At 50.6% G+C, this 19,347-nt stretch carries 15 protein-coding genes and 1 riboswitch; of the genes, 3 read left to right on the forward strand and 12 right to left on the reverse strand.

Annotated features, from left to right (window positions below; translation table 11 throughout):
• The first annotated feature begins 9 nt into the window (after positions 1–9).
• Together nagB and nagA are read left to right on the forward strand one after the other, a co-directional pair.
• Entirely contained in the window at positions 10–741 is a 732-nt protein-coding gene (nagB, locus tag AC0THY_RS19810; protein WP_489992308.1) for a glucosamine-6-phosphate deaminase, read from the forward strand.
• A gap of 25 nt (positions 742–766) precedes the next feature.
• On the forward strand, positions 767–1,882 hold the full coding sequence (nagA, locus tag AC0THY_RS19815) for an N-acetylglucosamine-6-phosphate deacetylase (protein WP_489992309.1): 1,116 nt from the start codon (positions 767–769) through the stop codon (positions 1,880–1,882).
• A gap of 142 nt (positions 1,883–2,024) precedes the next feature.
• Here nagA and AC0THY_RS19820 read toward each other — a convergent pair whose 3' ends face one another.
• From AC0THY_RS19820 to AC0THY_RS19860, 9 genes are all read right to left on the reverse strand, one after another.
• Positions 2,025–3,257: a polysaccharide deacetylase family protein gene (locus AC0THY_RS19820; RefSeq protein WP_489992310.1), complete on the reverse strand. Its 1,233-nt coding sequence runs from the start codon at positions 3,255–3,257 to the stop codon at positions 2,025–2,027.
• A 38-nt stretch (positions 3,258–3,295) separates the two neighbouring features.
• Positions 3,296–4,162: a DegV family protein gene (locus AC0THY_RS19825; RefSeq protein WP_489992311.1), complete on the reverse strand. Its 867-nt coding sequence runs from the start codon at positions 4,160–4,162 to the stop codon at positions 3,296–3,298.
• A gap of 187 nt (positions 4,163–4,349) precedes the next feature.
• Positions 4,350–5,681, reverse strand: coding sequence for a 4Fe-4S binding protein (locus tag AC0THY_RS19830; protein WP_489992312.1), 1,332 nt, complete (start codon positions 5,679–5,681; stop codon positions 4,350–4,352).
• 159 nt (positions 5,682–5,840) lie between these two features.
• Positions 5,841–6,470 (reverse strand): NUDIX hydrolase N-terminal domain-containing protein, encoded by a 630-nt coding sequence (locus tag AC0THY_RS19835; protein WP_489992313.1) that lies wholly within the window; start codon positions 6,468–6,470, stop codon positions 5,841–5,843.
• A gap of 11 nt (positions 6,471–6,481) precedes the next feature.
• Entirely contained in the window at positions 6,482–6,664 is a 183-nt protein-coding gene (locus tag AC0THY_RS19840) for a DUF6472 family protein (protein ID WP_489992314.1), read from the reverse strand.
• A 185-nt stretch (positions 6,665–6,849) separates the two neighbouring features.
• Positions 6,850–8,583, reverse strand: coding sequence for an NADH-dependent [FeFe] hydrogenase, group A6 (locus AC0THY_RS19845; protein WP_489992315.1), 1,734 nt, complete (start codon positions 8,581–8,583; stop codon positions 6,850–6,852).
• The gene (locus tag AC0THY_RS19850) at positions 8,577–10,409 is read right to left on the reverse strand and encodes an NAD(P)-binding protein (protein ID WP_489992316.1); all 1,833 of its coding nucleotides are present in this window, start codon (positions 10,407–10,409) and stop codon (positions 8,577–8,579) included. Before AC0THY_RS19850 ends, AC0THY_RS19845 begins: the two co-directional genes overlap by 7 nt.
• A 299-nt stretch (positions 10,410–10,708) precedes the next feature.
• Positions 10,709–10,790, reverse strand: a riboswitch (ZMP/ZTP riboswitch).
• A gap of 106 nt (positions 10,791–10,896) precedes the next feature.
• A complete protein-coding gene (locus AC0THY_RS19855) occupies positions 10,897–12,816 on the reverse strand; it encodes a GGDEF domain-containing protein (protein ID WP_489992317.1) in 1,920 nt (639 codons plus the stop codon).
• Positions 12,817–12,864: 48 nt separating this feature from the next.
• Positions 12,865–13,176: a TfoX/Sxy family protein gene (locus AC0THY_RS19860; RefSeq protein WP_489992318.1), complete on the reverse strand. Its 312-nt coding sequence runs from the start codon at positions 13,174–13,176 to the stop codon at positions 12,865–12,867.
• A gap of 252 nt (positions 13,177–13,428) precedes the next feature.
• On the opposite strand from AC0THY_RS19860, the gene AC0THY_RS19865 reads away from it, so the two are divergent.
• Positions 13,429–13,893: a GyrI-like domain-containing protein gene (locus tag AC0THY_RS19865; protein WP_489992319.1), complete on the forward strand. Its 465-nt coding sequence runs from the start codon at positions 13,429–13,431 to the stop codon at positions 13,891–13,893.
• A gap of 85 nt (positions 13,894–13,978) precedes the next feature.
• On the opposite strand, the gene AC0THY_RS19870 is transcribed toward AC0THY_RS19865, so the two are convergent.
• From AC0THY_RS19870 to AC0THY_RS19880, 3 genes are all read right to left on the reverse strand, one after another.
• Positions 13,979–15,250 carry an MFS transporter gene (locus tag AC0THY_RS19870; protein WP_489992320.1) on the reverse strand — a complete coding sequence of 424 codons (1,272 nt, stop codon included), beginning with the start codon at positions 15,248–15,250 and terminating at the stop codon, positions 13,979–13,981.
• Positions 15,251–15,339: 89 nt separating this feature from the next.
• The gene (locus tag AC0THY_RS19875; protein ID WP_489992321.1) at positions 15,340–16,002 is read right to left on the reverse strand and encodes a TetR/AcrR family transcriptional regulator; all 663 of its coding nucleotides are present in this window, start codon (positions 16,000–16,002) and stop codon (positions 15,340–15,342) included.
• A gap of 79 nt (positions 16,003–16,081) precedes the next feature.
• Positions 16,082–19,336: a UvrD-helicase domain-containing protein gene (locus AC0THY_RS19880; RefSeq protein ID WP_489992322.1), complete on the reverse strand. Its 3,255-nt coding sequence runs from the start codon at positions 19,334–19,336 to the stop codon at positions 16,082–16,084.
• Positions 19,337–19,347 lie beyond the last annotated feature (11 nt).

The following is a 19,347-nucleotide window of genomic DNA, read 5'->3' on the forward strand; positions in this document are numbered from 1 at the left end:
AGAAAAAGAATGCAGATTTACAGAGCAAAAGACTACAGTAACTTGAGCCGCAAAGCGGCAAATATCATTTCCGCACAGGTAATCATGAAACCTGATTGCGTGCTGGGACTTGCCACAGGCTCCACCCCCATCGGCACTTACAAACAGCTGATCGAATGGTATGAGCAGGGGGATCTGGATTTTTCCCAGGTAACCAGCGTCAATCTGGATGAGTATAAAGGCCTTTCTGGAGACAATGACCAGAGTTACCGGTATTTTATGAACCACAATCTTTTTGACCACATCAATATCCGCAAGGAGCATACCTTTGTCCCCAATGGCCTGGAACCGGATGCTGCCAAAGCGTGCGCAGCTTACAATCAGATTATCAAAAATGTGGGCGGCATTGATCTGCAGCTCTTAGGTCTGGGACATAATGGCCACATTGGATTCAATGAGCCCTCTGATATTTTCCCAAAAGAGACACACTGTGTGGATCTGACTGCCAGCACTATTGAGGCCAACAAGCGTTTCTTCGCCTCTGAGGAGGATGTTCCCCGCCAGGCATACACTATGGGAATCGGAAATATCATGAGTGCCAAGAAGGTCCTGGTGGTTGTCAGCGGTGCCGACAAGGCTGATATCCTTCAAAAGGTAGTGGAAGGCCCCATTACCCCGGCGGTACCTGCATCTGTGCTCCAGCTGCACAGCGATGTGATAATCGTTGCCGATGAACCCGCACTCTCCAGGCTGGCTGAGTAAACAGTGATTGAAAGAGGGTTAAGCCATGATTATTAAAAACGCGAAAGTATTTGAGGAAAACGGAGTTTTCGTCAAACGGGATATTTACATAGAGGAGGATTGTTTTACAAGCAATACCGCTGCAGGCGGGGAAGTAGTGGATGCAGAAGGACTCTATGCGGTGCCCGGACTTACGGATGTACATTTCCACGGCTGCGTGGGATATGATTTCTGTGACGGTACCCACGAGGCCTTCCGGGCAATCGGGGAATACCAACTGAAAAACGGTGTGACCACCATGGTTCCCGCAACCATGACCTTAGACGAGGAGACCCTGGCGGGAATCTGCCGCGCTGCCGCCTCATACAAAAGCGAGACAGGGGCAATTTTGTGCGGCATCAACATGGAGGGACCTTTTATCTCCCTTGCCAAAAAGGGAGCCCAGAACGGTAAATATATCCACAAGCCGGATATTGACATGTTTAAGCGCCTTCAGCAGGAGGCACAGGGGCTGGTCAAGCTGGTCGACATCGCTCCTGAGGAAGAAGGCTCCATGGAATTTATCGATGCCCTGAGCAAGGAAGTGGGGATCTCCATTGCCCACACTACAGCTGACTACGATATCGCCATGGAGGCGTATGACCGGGGCGCACGCCAGGCCACCCACCTCTACAACGCCATGCCTGCCTTTTCCCACAGGGCTCCGGGCGTCATTGGGGCTGCCTGCGACAGCGGTCATGTCCGTGTGGAGCTGATCGCAGATGGTATCCACATCCATCCAAGTGTTGTGCGGACGACTTTTAAAATGTTCGGGGATGACCGCGTAATTCTGATCAGTGATAGTATGATGGCCACAGGCCTCACAGACGGCGACTACTCTCTGGGTGGTCAGGCCGTGAAGGTGGTGGGCCAGCTGGCAACTCTGGCTGACGGAACCATCGCAGGATCTGCCGCAAACCTGATGGGCTGTGTGCGCACTGCGGTAAAAAAGATGGGAATCCCTCTTGAGAGTGCAATCAAAAGCGCAGCCGTCAACTCTGCAAAGGCAGTGGGCATCTATGAAAACTACGGAAGTATCACACCGGGCAAAACGGCGAACCTAATACTCTTGGATTCGGACTTAGAGATCCAGAAAGTATTTTTAAAGGGTCAGTGCATTTAAGACCCGTTCGAAATGTCTTCTGACGGCTGCCCTTTCGTATTGAAAAAGGTTCCGTGAGAATGTATCCACATTCCCATGGAACCTTTTTGGTATTTTCGTTTATTTATGCAGAAGGCGCATGCACTGCACTGTTATATTTCGATCACTGAATGGATCTGTACACGCTGCCGCTGTGCAGACGCTGCTTTTTATACTTTGCCATCTCGCTGACCGTGACCAACTGATATCCCTTTTTCTTTAATCTGGGAATTATCGTTTCGGCTGCGATCACTGTGGGCAAATGCAGGTCATGCATCAGGATGATCGCCCCATCCTGTGCAGATCCCATGACGGAATTGATCGTACTCTGTACATCTCTGGTCTTCCAGTCCAGGGTATCCACACTCCATAAAATGACAGGAACACCCGCATTGGAAGTCACAGTGGAATTGTACGCCCCATAAGGAGGACGAAGCAGAGTCGTCTTATGACCTGTAACTTTCTTTACTGCCTGGTCTGTGCTGTTTATCTGAGATAAAACCCCCGCTGAATCCATAGATGTCAGTTGCGGATGGCTCCAGGTATGGTTCCCAATCTCACATCCCATCCGGTAAGCTTTTTTCACTGACTCAGGATAGTTTCCGACACTGCTGCCAACCACAAAAAAGGTGGCTCTGGCATTGTTCTGCTTCAGGCAGCGCAAAAGCCGTTCCGTGAAAGGGCTGGGTCCGTCATCAAAGGTCAAAGCCAGCATGGGCTTGTTGGGATTCACCTGGTTGTCCGGCTTTTTCTCCGGATGGTACACTCCTTTGCGGTCAAAATAATACCATCTTCCCTTTATAAACTGCTCGCCGGTCACCCTGGCCCCGCTGTTTCCCAGGTAGTACTTCTTTCCTTCCAGTGTAAGCCAGCCTTTTGCCAGCTTTCCGCTGATTTTGAAGTAATAATACTTCCCTCTGCTCCTGATCCACTCTCCGGAAGCCATCATTCCATTCTTTTTGAAGAAACGGCGTCCCCGAAAGTCCTTGGCCTGTTTTAGCCAGCCAGTCACCATCCGTCCTTTTTTGTCAAAATAATACTTGTGTTCCTGGTAAGCATACCATCCGGTAACACGGTATCCTCTGTCGTCAAACCGATAGATCTCACCTTTTATCTTCAGAAATTCATTTGCTGCCAAGCTGCCGCTTGGCTTGCGAAATCCATAGTATTTTCCATGCTTAACCCATTTCCCGCGCATGGACGGCGCCTTGCGTACATCCTTGAGAACCTGTTCCACAGGCTTTCCGGGAACCTCACTCTCGTAATGTGCCGCCTGTGCACACAGTCCACTGCTCAAACTCAAAAGCCCGAACCAACACAGGAATACAAAAACCCACACACCCTTTAACCATCTCATACCCTCGCCTTCTTTCCCTCACAAAAAAAACAGATATCCTACTCTGCCTTCCTGGCGCAGGCAATCGCCAGAACTCCGGGCCCCACATGACAGGCAACACTTAAGGAGAGGGAATCCATGTAGAGGTCTGTTCCAGGATATTCTCTTCGGATCTCCTCAGCCCACTCCTTTGCCTCCTCAGGGTTTCCTGCATATGCAGCCAGGAGCGCCATCCGCCCCTCTCTGAAGTCGTCCTTAAACCGGGTATCCATATCCTTCCTCATAGCATCCATCATAACACTTTTTGCCTTGAGTTTTCCACGCACCTTTGCATAAGCATCCAGTTTCTCACCCTGAATCTGCAAAACCGGTTTTAAATTCAACACCGTTCCGATGGCTGCCGCTGCGGGGGTGATTCTGCCGCCCCGTTTTAAATATTTCAAGGTTTCCACCATGAGGTAAATACTGGATTCCATCTTCTCCCGCTCCAGAATCTCTTTGATCTGAACCGCGCTCCTGCCCGTTTCCGCCAGGCGAATGGCATCCAGCACAGACTGCCTCTGGGTAACGGAAATCCGCTGGTTATTTACCACCTGCACCTTTCCCTTGTAATCCAGTGACAATCCCAACGCTGTGGCACAGCTGGCACTCAGTCCGCTGGACATGGGTATGTGTACAATCTCATCATATTCCTTCAGCAGCTTGTCCCACAATTCCATTACATCCATGGGAGCGGGCTGTGAGGTATTGATCTGCGCATCCTCGTCCAGCTTCCGGTAGAATTCCTCCTGTGTAAGATTGATGCCCTCCAGATACATCTCTCCATTAATATAAAAAGGCATAGGCACCACATAGATCCCCATCTCCTGCGCCTGACTCTGTGTGATTCCGCTGTTACTGTCCGTGACTACTGCTATCTTATTCATCAAAAATCCCCTGTCTCCTGTATTCGAGTATGCCTCCGCAAATTCTGGTATACCAACGGGGTATATTCCCCAACTGATCGTCATATTTACATTCTAACAGGTAGCTTTTGCTTTTTCAAGTAGTGCTTCCTGTTATTCTCCCTGCAAATCCTTAAGTTTTTATGCACAATCCTTATTTTATTTGGTTTTATTTCCGCTTGCGGCGGGGTATTTGGCTGACCCGGCTGGAAAGCAGCTTGTCCAGGTATACGGACTTAAACTGCTGGCTGGCAAGTGCCTGCTTAATTGGCGGAAGTTCTAAAATCGTTCCAAAAACGGCTGCCATAGCCCTGTGGTTGGCAAAAGCCTGGTTGTCAAATATCAGATTCTGCAGTGTACCCTTTTCGATGGCCTGCAGCACAAAGCGGTGTGTGCTGTTTACCGGAGTGATCACCTGTACCGGACGGCGCTTCAGTTCAATGGCATCCGCAGGACAATTTCTGGCACAGACACCGCATCCCAGGCAAATCTCTGTATTTACCACTGCCCTCTTCTTCTGCCTTTTATCCACAGTTTGATCTGCCCCATCTTTCTGGCTACTCTCCATATCCACTGCCAGGATGGGACAAACCTTTGCGCACTTCCCACAGCCTATGCATTTCTCAGAAGATATCCTGGGTATATAGTTGGTGGTAGCCACCGGCTGCATAGGGCTGAACTTTCTGGCTGCCTGCAGCGCCTCACAGCAGCATCCGCAGCAGTTACAGATAAAAGCGGGATGCTCCCGCACATTCTCGCCGATCTGCACCAGGTTGCTGGCGTAGGAGCGCTCCAGCACATCCTTTGCCTCCTCCCTGGATATCAGCCGGGCATATTCCCCGTGCTCTGCCAGAGAGCGCGCCACATTGTCAAAGGTGAGGCAGACATCCCAGGGTGCATCTATCTCACAAGGATGTCCTGCGTGGTACATCTTGTGCCTACAGTAACAGGTGCCCAGTCCAATGTACTGCGCTTCCTCCACAATGTGGGTTGCCCGCTCATAGTCCAGGATATGGTTTGTTTTGTCATTGGTGAGCACCGGTTCCTGCACATATACCCTTCCCAGCCTGGTCTCTGTGGCAAAAAACAGATCCTTCACGAAATCCTCTTCCACATTCATATACTGGTAGTAAAGCTCACTCAAATATTGCTGGTCTATATCTCCCCTGGTCCTCATAAGTGCAAACTCAATAAAACCCGCCATGGGAGGCGGCATCACAAACTGCCGTTCTCCGTGGTAACAGGAATCCACCAAAAGTGCTTTTTCACAGAGATGGTCCAGCAGCTTTTCCGCCTTGGCCTCCGTGGTTCCCCACACCCGCGCCGCCTTTTTCAGGGTAAACGGGCGGACCGGCAGCAGAGCCACCCACTTGGCCTCTTTCTCTGTGTAGAGAACCTGCAGGATTTTGTACAGTGTCTCTGAGGCAGGAGCACCCTGAGTAAACCAGTTGATTCTCTGCTCCAGATTTTTATATGCATCCTTCGTCGTTAAATGTCCCATATAATATCAGCCTTTCCACGGGCCAGTTTTCTGACCCATATGAAGGTTATTCTACCACACTAAATCTTAAAATTCCAGAACTGTTCCTTACCTTTCCAGTTACCTTTACCTTTGACTGCACTTCTGAAAGTTCTGCAGCTCTTTTGTCCAGGCATCCTTTCAGTCAATCAGCGGCTTCCAGTTTTCATCCCCGCAGGCTTCAAAGCACATGTACACCTGTTGGGCAGTCGTTTTCTCCTCCGCCAGGGGAGGCAGCTCCTCCCTGGAAAAATAGCCGCTCTCTACAGTCTCTGAGTTCTCCTGAAAGCTTCCTCCAAGCACTCTGCAGAGCATAAATACTTTGCAGACGCTCCACGCATACAAGGGCTTGTTGTGCAGATTGCGGTCCTGTATCGCAATCAGACGCACCGCCTCCACATCCAGGCCAGCCTCCTCCTTCACCTCTTTTACTGTGTTGTTCTTAATGGATTCATTTACGTCGACCCACCCTCCGGGCAGAGACCACACCCCTGCCTTTTCCTTCACCAGCAGGATCTTCCCTTCCTTAAAAACAGCTGCCCTGGTATCCAGCTTCGGAGTCTGGTATCCCTTCTCCTGGCAGAACACCCCCTTTACCTTCTCAAGGGGAATGTCCGTGTAGACACTCATAATCTCGGCCGCAATTTCACGAACCCGCTCATACCGTTCCAAATCATACACGTCCCTGCCGTAAGTCAGTCCATTCTGGGCTATCGCTTGTAACTCCACCGCCCAGTCCATCCACTGTCCCGAAATATTCTTTTTATCCATAGAACCCCTCCTCACATCTGTTTACGCACAATCCGGTACTCATCATCTAACTGGAAATACGAGCAGTTATCAAATGCTCCTGCTATAAACCGCCGCATCTCATCCTCATCCAGATTCATCATGCAGACATAGTAATCATACTCTGCATCATAGGAATAGTTGGAACAGCATTCACAGTTTGTCTTATTTCTCATCCCTTCTTGTCTCCTTATCTGTTCATGGCATAATCTGTTAAACCCGTCTCTAAATGTATTGTGTAAGAAGATGGCTATTTCGTCAAGCAATTTCTATCCCATTTCCATAAAATAAAGCTCTCTTTGGGCAGCAAGTCACTGTGACGTCACTCAACCGCCCAAAAGAGAGCCTAATCCTTATTTTACTATTCCTCCCCAGGCATCTTCCATCCATGGTGGTCTGTGTGCAGCAGTTCATGGGCCCGGTGTCCCAAGGGTCTCTGCAGATATGTCTTATAGCACTCCTGCACAGATGGATTCTCATGGGAGAAACGCAGGTCGTTCACCCGGTCCAGCCCATAGAGATTGTCCGCACGCACCCCTGCCATCTCCAGGCCGTCGTGAATGGGCTGGCCTCCGCCTCCTGAGCATCCGCCCGGACAAGCCATGATCTCCACAAAATCATACTGTACCTTTCCCTTGCGCAGCGCCCTGATCAGCTTCCGGGTGTTGCCAAGCCCACTGGCCACCGCCACCTTAAGGGGTGTGCCGGCCAGGTCAAACTCCGCTTCTTTCCAGCCCTCCATTCCCCGGACTGCCTTGAACGCGTCGGGGTCGGGATTCTCCCCTGTCACCAGATAGTAGGCGCTGCGAAGCGCTGCCTCCATCACGCCTCCTGTAGCTCCAAAAATCACTCCTGCTCCCGTACCCACTCCCAGAGGCTGGTCAAAGGCTTCCTCCTCCAAGCTCTTAACGTCAATGTGCTCCGCACGTATGAGTCGGTCCACCTCCCTGGTGGTCAGAACCACATCCACGTCCTGTCCCGTTCCGCCGTCATTCATGGTGGGGAGTGCACACTCCTGCTTCTTTGCAAGACAGGGCATGATGGACACACTATAGATGCGTGAGCTATCCACCCCCATCAGATCGGCATAGTAGGTCTTAGCCATAGCACCAAACATCTGCTGGGGAGATTTGGCTGTTGAGAGCTGGTCCGTCATATCCGGATACTGGGATTTTAAAAACCGTACCCACCCCGGACAGCAGGAGGTGAACATGGGGAAGGTCTCATGTTCCTTGTTCTGAAGCTTTTTCAAAAACTCGCTCCCCTCCTCCATAATGGTCAAATCCGCGCTGAAGTTTGTGTCAAAGATATAGTCAAATCCCATCTTCCGCAGGGCAGATACAAGCCGCTCCACGGTGGCAAACTCCCTTGAAACGCCAAAGGGTTCTCCCCAGGCTGCGCGTACAGCCGGTGCTACCTGAACTATCGTAATTTTGTCAGGATCAGCCAGGGCTGCCATCACCTTCTCGGTATCGTCCCTCTCCCTGAGTGCCCCCACAGGGCAGTGGGTGATGCACTGACCGCAGAGTACGCAGTCTGCATCCGTAATCTTGCGGTTCATGGATACGTCCACGGTTGTCCTGGAACCGGTATTGGCCACATCCCATATTTTTAGGGACTGAACCTTATCACAGATCTGCACGCAGCGCATACATTTGATACATTTTTTGTAATCCCTGACCAGCGGAAAATCTTTCGGCCATTTTGTCCTGGGCAGCTCCTTTTCAAAGGGCAGCTCCAGGATTCCCAGATCATTGGCAATGGTCTGAAGCTTACAGTTGCCGCTTCTCACACAAGTTGCGCAGTGGCAGTCATGCTGGGAGAGGATCAGCTCCACATTTACTCTGCGTGTCTCCCTCACCTTCGGGCTGTTGGTGTAGACTGTCATGCCCTCAGTCACAGTATTGTTGCACGCTGGCTGAAGCTTCGCATTTCCCTCCACCTCCACCACGCACACTCGGCATGCGCCGATCTCATTGATATCTTTTAAATAGCAGAGGGTTGGGATCTGAATTCCGACAGATGCCGCTGCTGCTAAAATCGTAGTGCCATTTTCCACTTCCACCGGTATGGAATCGATTGTCAATTTTACCATTTGTCCACTCTGCCTCCTTTAAATACTCCAAATCCAAAGTGGTCGCAGCGCAGGCAGCGGTTCGCCTCCTGGCTCGCCTCCTCCGGCGTCAGACCACACTCTATCTGTTCAAAATCTTTTGCCCTGTCAAAGGCGTACCGCTCTTTCATATTGATTCTGGCACAGTGTTTTCTATTGGCCAGACGGGCTTTGGGAATCTCCACCTCCGCCCGGATCGTATGCTTGTAGCCCAGATACTCGTCAATGTTAGCTGCAGCCACCTTTCCTGCCGCAATGGCCCGGATCACGGTAGCCGGACCGGTTACGCAGTCTCCGCCAGCGAATACGCCGGGGATATCCTTCACACCGCCCCAGCTCAGCGCATCAATGACGCCGCGCTTCACCGGTATACCATACTCTGCAAAGGGTTTGGACTCAATGCCCTGGCCGATGGCCACAATCACGGTATCGCACTCTAATCGCTTATCCGGCTCAGAGGAGTCCACAGGAGCAGGTCTTCCCTTAACCAGAGGCCCTATGATCTGCGGCTTCACCCACAGAGCGGAAACCTTTCCCTCCTCATCCTTTTCAATGCGCAGGGGAGAGTGCAGATCCAGCAGCTCACACCCTTCCTCCATGGCTCCGGCCACTTCCTCGGGCATTGCAGTCATATCCTCCTGGCGCCTCCGGTAGGCGATGCGCAGCCTTTTTGCGCCCAGACGGATTGCGGAGCGCGCCACATCCATAGCCACATTACCTCCTCCGATTACCACTATATCCTTTCCGGTAAAGTCAGGCATAATGCCGTCTCCGATCTGCCTGAGCATCTCAACCGCGGAGATCACGCCTTCTGCCTCCTCGCCCTCTATTCCGATTTTTTTGTCTATATGGGCGCCAATGGCTATGTAAACAGCATGGTACTGGTTCTTTAGGTCAATAATGCGTGGGTCCTCTCCAACCGTAATCCCTGTCTTCACCTCCACCCCAACGCTCAGAAGCTGGGAGATTTCCTTGTCCAGAACCTCCCTGGGCAGCCGGTAATTGGGAATCCCGTAGCGCAGCATACCCCCCAGCTCTTTTCTCTGCTCATAGATCGTCACCTCGTGTCCCATGAGGGCCAGGTAGTAGGCCGCGCTGATGCCTCCTGGTCCTCCGCCGATCACTGCCACCCTCTTTCCTGTCTTTTTCGCAGGCTTGGGTACCGGAACTTCCCCGGCATGGTCTACCGCAAAGCGCTTCAGCCCCCTGATATTTACAGAGTCATCCATCATACTTCTGCGGCATCTCACCTCACAGGGATGCTCACAGATCAGGCCGCAGACAGCCGGCATGGGATTGTCCTTGCGGATCAGGCGCACCGCATCCGCGTATCGGCCCTCCGCCACCAAAGCTACGTATCCCGGTATATCCACTCCGGCAGGGCACTGGGCTACACAGGGCACTGGCTGGTTCAGTTCACAGGTACATCTCCCCCTGAGTACATGCTCCTCAAAGTCGTCCCTGAACCCGTGAACTCCCTTTAACACCATTCTGGCCGCCTCATATCCAATGGCACAGTCTGCGGAGTAAAATATGCTCCTGGCTGTTTTCTCAATCAGGTCAATGGTCTCCAAGGACCCCTCCCCATTCAGGACGTCCTCCATCAGGTTTTCCAGCTGTCCCAGGCCGATCCGGCAGGGAACACACTTGCCACAGCTCTGTGCATGACACATTTTTAAGAAAGATACGGACAAATCCACTGGACAAAGTCCTGGCGGGCTGGCTGAAATCCTTCGCTCCAGGTCCTTGTACAGGTCTTCCACTGTGGTCTGTGCCTGATTTTGTGTCAGAATACTTAGTCTGCTCATAATACCTCCTTCTCCAATACAGGTTTTAAAATATAAAGAATGAACAGGGCGCGCATCCCGCCCGGACACATATTACACTTAACAAGGCGTTTTCCAGCTTAGTGTAATAGTATGCAAAGCAGGGCTTTCCGATGTAATGAAAAAGAATCCCGCTCGCGGGATTCTCCGCCTGCGGCGGGTCGCTTTAGCGACATGATTCCTTTCCGCCGCAGTGCGATCCCGCCCGGAGGGCTTTTTATATCATAGGGAATTCCGAAGGATTTTCCTATGATATAAAAAAGGACAACATTTGTAAATACAAATGCTGCCCAGACGGTCGGCTCTTCAACATTTTAGACACACTGTGTTATCTCACAATTTCCGTCAGCATCTAAAATGCACACTCTTTTTCTCATTATATCCTTCAAATCCCGTAATGTCAACCACTTCAAAAACATTCCGTCAATTAACTAAATTTATCAAATTATGTATATTTTTGTCACATTTTTCACTCCAGAGAATACTGTTTTAACATCGCTTTTCCGCTATTCTTGGCATCATAGAGCGCATAATCTGCAGCTTTCATGAGTGTCCCGTAGGCATGCATCTGTTCCCCATACCAAGCCAGTCCTGCTGAAATCCGGATCTCCTGCACACTGCCGTCGGGGAACTCCATCTTACTGTCTTTTAGCCTGCCGAAAAACTCCTCCATGCAGTTTGCGATCTGGGCCTTTGACCCGTAGTGGTGCAGAAACAGACAAAATTCATCCCCGGATCTTCTCGCCGTGATACCATGCTCATGATGGTACTGACGGAGCATCTGCGAAAATTTTCTCAGATATTCGTCCCCACAGTCATGACCGTATTTATCGTTGATCCTTTTAAAATTGTCCAGATCCATCATGACCATCGCCGCATATCCCAAAGTCCCCTGCTGCAGTATGCTCTCCACCTCTTTTTTAAAGATATCAATATTACAGAGTCCGGTCAGTGAGTCATAGTCCCGTTCATGCTCTATCCGGATCTTTTCCCTGGTCTCCTCTGTCACATCCGCCGCCACCCCGAACACGCTGCCGTTATCCTCTTTTATTCTGATCCGAACCCAGCGCTTAGGTGTTGCGTGTATACAAAAGATATCGTTCTCCCCCTCCATGGGGCTGCCCATGATCTGCTGCAGCTTTTCCCAAAACAATTCCCTGTCAGCAGTATACTGCAAGGCCTCTTCCTCCGTCCATCCCAGTACCGTCCGAAGCCTATCCGTGGCCATCACCTGGCGCGACTCCTTTCCGATCTCGAAGACGCCTATGGGCATATCCACCATATCAATGACCTCAGACACCCTCACAGTAGCATCCAGAATCCCCTGGACCATCTTGTTAATTCCCAGGCTCAGCTGCTTAAATTCTGGATTGCTCTCCACCTGAACCACTGTATTCAGATTGCCCTCTGTTATCTCAGACAGTTTATCTGAGATGGTATGTATCCCATCTACAATCTGTCGCTTGAGCAGCCGATTCAACACCCAAATTACAATCAGGCAGGTCAAGAGCAGAAATATGGCAGTCAACATGGTCTGGCTGACAGCAGCAGCATACAGGCCTTTCTCCGTCTGCCCCACCCCCAGCAGCAAATCCCCATACCTGCGGATTACATAGTATACCCGCTCATCCTCGTACCTGCCAAATTTGCCGTTATAAAATTCCGCCAGCCTATCCTGTTTTAAGCCCAGGTCCTCTATCCTTTTTTCCTCCTGCCCCTGATCTGTATTTACCAATGCGGTTTCCTCCCCACTGCCAATGGCAAACAGAAGGCTGCCCGAATCCACAGGCATCCTGGATAATATGTAATCCAGCTGGTTTCTCTTTTGGGCTTCCAGCATCCTGTCCGGAGCCATCCCCACCTGTACAATTCCCTTTTGATCCTTCCTTGCAACCCCAATGTACTGAAAAACCTTCTGCTCATAGCCGTTTGGGCGGATATCTTGTACCAGATAGGACTCCGGGTCATCCAGTATACTTAAAAATTCCCTTGTCTGATCCGTATCACGAAAGTCCATACCAAAATACTTGGGTATACTGCCTGCAAACAGGATACCCTTCTCATCAATCACATGCAGCTCGTCCACATTTAATAGCTTGGCTACCTGTTCCAATTCCTGCTGGCTGTCCAAAACACCCGGATTCTGCTGAATAATATATGCAAATGCGTAAGCCCTTGTCAGGTAGTCTTCATCAAGGCTCTCCTTCAGATTTTCAAGCTCCACCTCATTGCTTTCCAGTGTCCTGGCGATCTGCTCCAGCTTCAGCACTGAATTTTCCACCATCTGCTCTCTGGTGCTGTTCTGAAGGAGCACCCAGTTGAGGGCCAGGATCGTCAGCAGTGCAACTGTCACTACAAAGCTAATATAATTTGTGAAAATTTTCTGCATGTAGTTTCCCCTCTTCCCGTTTAACTGAAGCTTTTTGCCTCTCTGGCCCTAGCTCTCCCGAGTCACTGACTGAAAAAACTCTCTGAGCTCTTCTTTTTTCTCCTTCGCCAGCAGTGCCTTCTTGATTCCCTGCACCGCCCCCTCCAGTGCATAGAGGCAGTGAAGGCAAACTGTGCTGTCGTTCTCCCTAATCTTCAGCCATGCCTGCTGACTCCCCATTTTCCGAAGCAGCTCCGTATTTGTTATACCCGCCTGCCTCAGCTGTTCCTCCAGTACCTTGCCGATATTCGGCAATTTTGACAAGGGTTCCCCACTCTCCTCATTGATTACACTTTCCACTTCACGTCTTGTCTCTTCCATTTTTTCTCCTTTCCACGTAATCATACCGCTTCCGGCTATGCTTTTCCAAATACTCTATTTATACTATAGCTCATTCCCCTCTAACATTCTACTTTTATTTTTAACAGGACACACAGGTGTCCTGTTATGCGTGCTATGATACAGGAAATGGACCTGTCTGCCAGCGCAGACAACTCCATGTGTCAACCCCCCCCGCAAGTACGGCTGCTTGCCTCGCTGCTCGCGGGAATAAAAGAAAGAGAGAACAGACATATGAATTATGAAATTGTAAACAGGGATGTATCCACAATTGCAGGTCTATCTGCCAGAACTAATAACCAGTCCCCAGATATGGGAAATGTGATTGGAGGATTGTGGAAGCATTTTTATGAAGATGGTATCTACGCGTCAATTCCAAACAAAAAGACCTCTAAGGCTCTGGGCATCTATACGGATTATGCCGATGATGAAAAGGGAGATTACACAGCTATGGTTGCCTGTGAGGTTTCCGAACCGGGCAGTATACCACAGGGGGCTGTGATTCACACGATCCCTGCAGGCCGGTATGCCAAATTCATCGTCAAGGGAGATATGCACCAGGCTGTAGCCGGATTCTGGCAGCAGCTCTGGGAGATGGATCTTCCCCGCTCGTTCGTCTGTGATTTTGAGGAATATCAGAATAGCAGTATGGATGAGGCTGAGATTCATATCTATATAGGATTGAAAGAGGAAAAATAATGCACTTCCCCTGAAAATGCAGATCCCCCTCCTGTGCCGCTTTTCGCGGCCCGCAGAGGGGGACTTTAGACACATAGGCACTGATTTAGAGCTGCTCTGAAATCTTCCTGCTGTAGAACACAATGCACAAGGAAAGCAGTGCGCCGGCAAAAAAGATTAGCCACAAGTATCCGGCCATTTCTTCAAACAGAACGCCATATATGACCTGGCCAATGGGCTGTGTACACGTAGAGATGGCGATGATCCAGGCAATCACCTTGCCCACCAGCTCTCTTGGAACTGTGATCTGAATATAGGACATAACCTGAATGGTATATATGGAGGCAAGGGCCATAATTCCCATCCCCGCTGCTGCCAGCACAGAATATGCGATATAGGCTGGACTGTTTAAGAGCAGCACCACTCCCATGGGGATGAGGAGAATCCCGCATGCCAGAAGCAGCTTCCAGTTGGAACGAATCTTCAGCTTTTCGCTGAATAACCCGGCTCCCAAGCCCCCTATCAGACCTCCCGCAGCCAGGATTGCCTGCAGGAAACCGTACATCTGTGAAGCATTTCCTCCCGGGAACTCCAGGGTCTGCATCACAATAACCGGAAGCCCTATGATCATCAGGGCTGTCATAGCCAAGTTTACAAAGGCACAGCAGACCGTCAGTTTTCCAATCTCCTTCTTTTCCCTGACAATGTAGCGGACACTCAGTTTCAAATCAGCCGCTGTCTCCCTCAACATGGAAACGGATCTCTTTCGCCTCTCAAACGGGATATGGATAAAAATCTCCATTATTGCGGAAAAGAGGAAACAACCGATGCAAGTGTAGAGCACAGGCAAAATCCCCCAGATATTGTAAGCGATTCCCCCAAGGGCCGGCCCCATCAGAGCAGACATGGAAGATACCATATTGATAGCCGCATTGGCCTTCATAACCTTATTCTCGGGAACAAGCAGGGGAATGCTGGACTGCACAGAGGGCTGATAAGCCCCGGAGATACCATACAGCAAAAACAGCATCACCAAAATTATTGTCACCAGGCTCATCCTTCCGTACAGCAGAACAAATCCGCTCACCAATCCCGCTGTCAAAAAATCCAGAACCACCATCACGTTCCGCTTATTCACCCTATCCGCAATGATTCCGCCCACTGGGGACATCACCGCTATGGGCAGGAAAGCGCAACCGGACACCAATCCCAATAACGCCGGCGACCCTGTCACATTCAGCAGATGAAGCGGCAGCGCAAACCTCATCACCGAGTTCCCGAACAGGGAAATAATCTGCCCGATCAACACTAACAGAAAGTCCCTGATTCCTCCTTCCCTCTCCCCCATCTTTTGTTTCATTCCTTCCAAAGCTTCCATAAAAACTCCTTTCAATACCAAACGTCGGTATGTATTTAATTATAAAATAAGCTGCCCTGCACAGGCAGAGCAGTCTACTTTCCTGCCGGCTATTCGCCTCTCCTGTTTTTTTCATAGGCCTTTGAATACTTCTGCATCTGTCCTATCATGCCTTCATCAATGATATCCAGCCCAAAAAGCTGTGTCAGATGCTGAAAAAACTTCAATTTGCTCACCAGTTCTTCCGTACTGCAGTGATAGATCATGGGATTCAGCCAAAAATTTCCGATCAGCAGCAACACCTCCGCCAGCTCTTTTGGGTAAGCTGTCTGGATGGAGCCGTCGGCAATCCCCTCCTCCAATATCGGCCTCAGTACATCCGGGGCATCTTTCTGCACACATTCTTCCAAGTAACGGACAAGGAGCTGGGGATTCTTTAGCATATCCGGAGCCGCACTGAAGATATCCGTCTGCCCTGTAGAGTTCAGAGATGTTCGGAAGATCTCTTTTAATTTTTCTGCTCCGTTTAAGTCCATGCGCCTGGCCACTTTCTCCAGAGTGTACTCAGATCCCTCATACATCCGGTCCGCAACTGCCCACATGATCTCTTCCTTTGATTTAAAGTGGTGATAGATCGCTCCTTTGCTCAACCCACCCAGGTGGTCAATGATGTCCTGGATGGAGGTATGTTCATAACCATTTTCTATAAACAGTTTTGCCGCAGTGTCTATAATCTTATTTTTCGTTTCTTCCGGATATTTGTTTCTCGCCATTGTATTCCCCTTACATACCATTAGTATGTTTTATTATATGCACATATACGCTCTATTGTCAAGTATCTTTTTCTATATATCAGAACAAACTCAGTTGGCTGTAGCTGATCTCTCTCTTGCGCTTATCCGCTTTCTCAATTGTCAGCATGGCTTCCGGCAGGCCGGACACAAACTCCGATTCTTCCCCTGAGGTCGTCAGAATCAGTTCCTCCCTGGCCCTTGTCATCCCCACATAGAAGAGCCTGCGCTCTTCCTCTGTGTCTGCTGTGTGGTACTCATTTTCAAATGGAATTGCGCCCTTTCGCACGCCGTAGATGATAGTAACCGGAAACTCCAGCCCCTTTGAGCCGTGCAGGGTCATAAGTGTGACGGCATCGGAGGCATACTGCTTATCCCCGCAGCGCTTCAGGTCACTCTCCACTCCCAAACTCAGGGCCTGTAGAAACTCCGCCATGTTTTTATGAAACAGAGTCATGCCCAAAAGCTTTCTCATACTCTCATTTTCTTCAAGGTGCATCTCCTCCATCCACGTTTTCAAAATCTTCTCCGGTTTTTTCCGGGCACAGAGAGGCCGGTATTTCTCTGCCAAATTCTCAAAGACACTGTCTGAAATGGCATTGCTCTGCAGATCCCAGAGCAGTTTCTGACACTGCTCCCTTGCCAGCGAATCCTGCTCGTCCAACAGGCTCTTAAAGAAGCAGATGCACCCCCTTACCTTGTCCTCTCTAAGAAAATCCTCTCTTCCCGCAACCACATAGGGAATGCCTTCTTTTTTCAGACACTTTTCAAGCATCTTAGCCTCTTTATGGGTCCGGTATAGCACTGCAATATCCTCAAACCCTCTGATCCTGTCTGCATCCACCCGGCCCGACATCTCATGGGCCTCCAGCATTCCGATTCCTCCTGTCAGACGGTTGATCTCTTTGGATACAAATATTGCCTCTCCCATCTCACTTCCCGCCTTTACCAGCCGCACCGGCACATTATCCCTGCGATTAGGTTTCAGAATGCGCTCATCCCCCGGATTGCGTGAAATCACTTCCGTGGCAGCCGCCAGGATCTGCGGCGAGGACCGGTAATTATCCACCAGCGAAATGGTCTCCATATCCTCATACTCCTGCTTCATCCTGGCAAAGCACCGGGCATCCGCCCCCCTGAATCCATAGATGGACTGATCCGGGTCCCCGATCACAAACAGTTCCCTGCCCTGTAAGTTCCATGCGCGCATCAGACTATATTGAAGAGGATTGATATCCTGAAACTCATCCACCAGAAGATAAGAAAAGTGTTTCTCCCAGCCCTTCTGCGCATCCCCTGTCTCAATAAGCCCCAGAGTGTCCAACATCAGGTCGTCAAAATCCAGCAGGCCTCTGTCCCTGAGCGACTCCTGATAATATGCAAAGGCATCCTGCCACTGTTTCTCCACCTTGCACAGCACCCTTGACTTCCAAAGTGAGACCTTTTCCAAAAACTGTCCCGGCCTGCACTCCACTCCAAACTGAGCTGCTGCCTCCAGGGCAAACTCCTTTGCCCTCATCTCATCTATTAAGGTAAAGGAAAGTCCCTGCCCCTGCAGAAATGAGAGGCAGATGGCATGGAATGTTCCAATCTGCATGGTGCGCAGCTGGCGTCTTTTTCCCAACTGCCTCTGCAGGCGCTCTTTCATCTCCGCTGCCGCCTGGTTGGTAAAGGTCACAGCAGTGATCTGGGAGGGCTTTACTTTCCTATGCTCCAACAGATACAGGATATGGGAGATCAGCGTCTTGGTCTTTCCAGTTCCAGGCCCCGCAATCACCGCAATTCTTCTGGATGTGGAGCGGACAGCCTGCTCCTGCTCCCTGTTTAAGACATCTGCGGGAGCAGCCTCCTCTTTCGCGGCTGCGGTGGACGCTTTGTCTTTCGCATCTGCGGTGGTAACTTCCTCCGGGAGATCCCCTGGCATCACCTCTGCTCCTTTGCTGTGATTCAAACAACCGTCCATCTTCCTGGCTGCCGCAGTCTTTGGTTGTTCTTTCCCCGCTTCTGTCACAGAGTCCCCGCCCTGCTTCGCCGGAACACCTAAGAGGTCTAAAAAGTTCATCTGCCCGTCTGTATTTTCAATTTCCTCAGACTCAAACAGTTTCACTGTCCCATATTCCCCGTCAAACCCCGGAATCCGCTCCACCTTTCCCTCTCTCAGACGCCCAATCCCCTCTGAAATCAGCTGCCCGGACAGACTGCGTATCTCCTCTAAAGGAATGTCCCTTAAAATGGCAAACTCCGGCCCCAGATGGCAGAGCATATTCAGATACTCCCTCTGCACCTTCGCACTGGCCGCAGAGTGACCCACTGAGGCTCCAATCACCTCCGGAAGAGGAACCATACTCTCAAACCACTTAGCATTTTCCCGCACAAAGCCCTCCGGCCGGTCAGCCAGCTGCTCCACACGGTGGGAGACTCCGATGGTTATCTTTTTTCCGCAGACCGGGCAGATTCCATTAAACTTTTCTGTCTCCGATGGTGTCAGACACAGACTACACTTCCTGTGTCCGTCAAAGTGGTACTTTCCCTCCTCCGGGAAAAATTCAATAGTACCTGCAAGTCCATGTCCCTCCTGGACCGCTCTCCTCAGCCCGTCATAGGACAGTTCAATATCCAGAAGATTCGCCTCCCTCCCCAGTTTTGCGGGGGAGTGGGCATCCGAGTTGGAAATCAGCTGATACTTGTCCAGAGCGGATACCCTCCAGTTCATAGGCGGATCTGAGGAAAGACCGGTTTCCATGGCGTGAATATGGGATGAAAGGTCTCCAAAGCACTCCTCCACTGTGTCAAAGCCGGAAAATGCTCCAAACAAAGAAAAATGAGGCGTCCAGATGTGAGCCGGGACATAGACTGCCTCCGGGCAGAGCTCCAGGGCAATCTCCAGCAAATCATGGCAGTCCAGCCCCAGTATGGGCCGCCCGTCCGAGTGAAGGTTGCCAATGGCCGCCAGTTTTTCTGCAAGCAGCCGTGCCTGTTCAAGTCCCGGCAGCAAAATCAGGCTGTGCACTTTGCGCACCCGCCCATTTTTCTTGTATATGGAACTGATCTCTCCGGTAATGACAAACCGGGGTGTCAGCGTGTCCGCTACAGTATCGTCCTTTATACGAAACTCCTCTTTTAACGTATAAAGACCGTCCTCCGCGGGCTCCAGCTTTTCCTTCAGCTCCTCCCGCCAGGCCGGATGTGTAAAATCTCCGCTTCCCACAATATGGATTCCCTTCCGCCTAGCCCAGAGGTCTAGGTATTCGGGCGTACAGTCCCTGCTGGTGGCCCGGGAGTATCGGGAATGAATATGTAAATCTGCTATGTACATAAATGCTCCTC

Source organism: Ruminococcus sp. 8Y-12 (assembly GCF_058119865.1).

Coding starts and splice junctions, on each gene's coding strand:
- AC0THY_RS19840 (WP_489992314.1), bottom strand. CDS start 6,664: ATGAGAAATAAGACAAACTGTGAATGCTGTTCCAACTATTCCTATGAT.
- AC0THY_RS19880 (WP_489992322.1), bottom strand. CDS start 19,336: ATGTACATAGCAGATTTACATATTCATTCCCGATACTCCCGGGCCACC.
- AC0THY_RS19820 (WP_489992310.1), bottom strand. CDS start 3,257: ATGAGATGGTTAAAGGGTGTGTGGGTTTTTGTATTCCTGTGTTGGTTC.
- AC0THY_RS19845 (WP_489992315.1), bottom strand. CDS start 8,583: ATGGTAAAATTGACAATCGATTCCATACCGGTGGAAGTGGAAAATGGC.
- AC0THY_RS19835 (WP_489992313.1), bottom strand. CDS start 6,470: ATGGATAAAAAGAATATTTCGGGACAGTGGATGGACTGGGCGGTGGAG.
- AC0THY_RS19850 (WP_489992316.1), bottom strand. CDS start 10,409: ATGAGCAGACTAAGTATTCTGACACAAAATCAGGCACAGACCACAGTG.
- AC0THY_RS19875 (WP_489992321.1), bottom strand. CDS start 16,002: ATGGCGAGAAACAAATATCCGGAAGAAACGAAAAATAAGATTATAGAC.
- AC0THY_RS19830 (WP_489992312.1), bottom strand. CDS start 5,681: ATGGGACATTTAACGACGAAGGATGCATATAAAAATCTGGAGCAGAGA.
- AC0THY_RS19870 (WP_489992320.1), bottom strand. CDS start 15,250: ATGGAAGCTTTGGAAGGAATGAAACAAAAGATGGGGGAGAGGGAAGGA.
- nagA (WP_489992309.1), top strand. CDS start 767: ATGATTATTAAAAACGCGAAAGTATTTGAGGAAAACGGAGTTTTCGTC.
- nagB (WP_489992308.1), top strand. CDS start 10: ATGCAGATTTACAGAGCAAAAGACTACAGTAACTTGAGCCGCAAAGCG.
- AC0THY_RS19825 (WP_489992311.1), bottom strand. CDS start 4,162: ATGAATAAGATAGCAGTAGTCACGGACAGTAACAGCGGAATCACACAG.
- AC0THY_RS19860 (WP_489992318.1), bottom strand. CDS start 13,176: ATGGAAGAGACAAGACGTGAAGTGGAAAGTGTAATCAATGAGGAGAGT.
- AC0THY_RS19865 (WP_489992319.1), top strand. CDS start 13,429: ATGAATTATGAAATTGTAAACAGGGATGTATCCACAATTGCAGGTCTA.
- AC0THY_RS19855 (WP_489992317.1), bottom strand. CDS start 12,816: ATGCAGAAAATTTTCACAAATTATATTAGCTTTGTAGTGACAGTTGCA.